The 995-nt window shown below is 65.3% G+C and carries 2 protein-coding genes; one reads left to right on the forward strand and one right to left on the reverse strand.

Annotated elements, in window-relative coordinates; all coding sequences use genetic code 11:
- Nucleotides 1-380 (forward strand): lysylphosphatidylglycerol synthase domain-containing protein (locus tag QT222_RS00635; RefSeq protein WP_491475967.1); only part of this gene is annotated, 380 nt, incomplete at its 5' end.
- Nucleotides 381-401: 21 nt separating this feature from the next.
- Here QT222_RS00635 and yjjX read toward each other — a convergent pair.
- On the reverse strand, nt 402-923 hold the full coding sequence (gene yjjX, locus QT222_RS00640; protein WP_491475968.1) for an inosine/xanthosine triphosphatase: 522 nt from the start codon (nt 921-923) through the stop codon (nt 402-404).
- Between the last annotated feature and the right edge of the window lie 72 nt (nt 924-995).

Here is a 995-nt window from a genome sequence, read left to right on the forward strand (position 1 = left end):
CCCTGACGCGCCCCCCCATCGGGCTGTTGGCCGTTCTCCCCGCCGTTATCGTCCTCCTCGCACTCGGTGTCGACATCGACCCCGTCGTCCTCGTCGGCGTTTCCTTCTTCGCCGTGAGCGTCGGGAACCTCGCAAAAGTCCTGCCGCTCTCACCGGGTGGCGTCGGACTCTACGAAATCGCCTTCACGGTCTTCATGGCCGCGTTGGCTCCGGTCGCACCACCCGCAGCACTCGCCGCCGCGGTCCTCGACCACGCGGTGAAAAGCGCCGTCACCATCGTCGGCGGCGTCGCCTCGATGCTGTCGCTCAACGTCTCGCTGACGACGGCAGTCGAAGAAAGCGCGGAAGTCCGCGAACACGAGTTCGCCGAATCAGAATAACCGAGACTTCGAATACTCGGTTTAGTACAGGTCACATCGGAACGGTGCGAGCGCGCCCGTCACCGCGGTTTCGAGCGCGTCCGTACGGGTAATCCGCCCGCCGGTGAACACGCCCGCCGCACCCTCGTTTTTTGCGATATCGTTGGTTCCGAGTACGTCGTCCATCACCGGGCCGAGTTCCTCGCCCGCGCGGATTCTGTCGGCGATACCTCCGGGAAGGAGGAGACTCGGGCCAGCGGCGCGGCCGACGCGTTCGCCGTCGGTGACGGCCGCCCACATGACGAGGTAGATGTCGTCCTCGCGACCGTCGGTTCCAGCGGAGAACGTCGCAACGCCACCTTCGATGCCGATGCCGAGGTCGTAGTCGCCTTCTTCGAGCGCTTGATGCGCCCGATTGACCGCACCCTCGATAGTCTCGTCGTGTCCCGTGGGTTGCTCCGAGACCCCGGAGTCGACGGCGACCGCCGCGACGCTCGCGTCGGGACAGGCTCGCTCGACTGCGCGCCGCTTTACCGGATTTCCGCTTCCGACTGCGATGTTCATATCGTCACGCGTCGTGGCGGTCATATCTCTCCATCGGATTCCGTGTCCGAAGCCGACGACCACGGTTCGAGG

It is taken from the genome of Haloferax sp. s1 (assembly GCF_058382125.1).

What these genes read in the sequence shown, in the direction of transcription:
- yjjX (WP_491475968.1), bottom strand. Translation starts at nt 923, where the DNA reads ATGAACATCGCAGTCGGAAGCGGAAATCCGGTAAAGCGGCGCGCAGTC.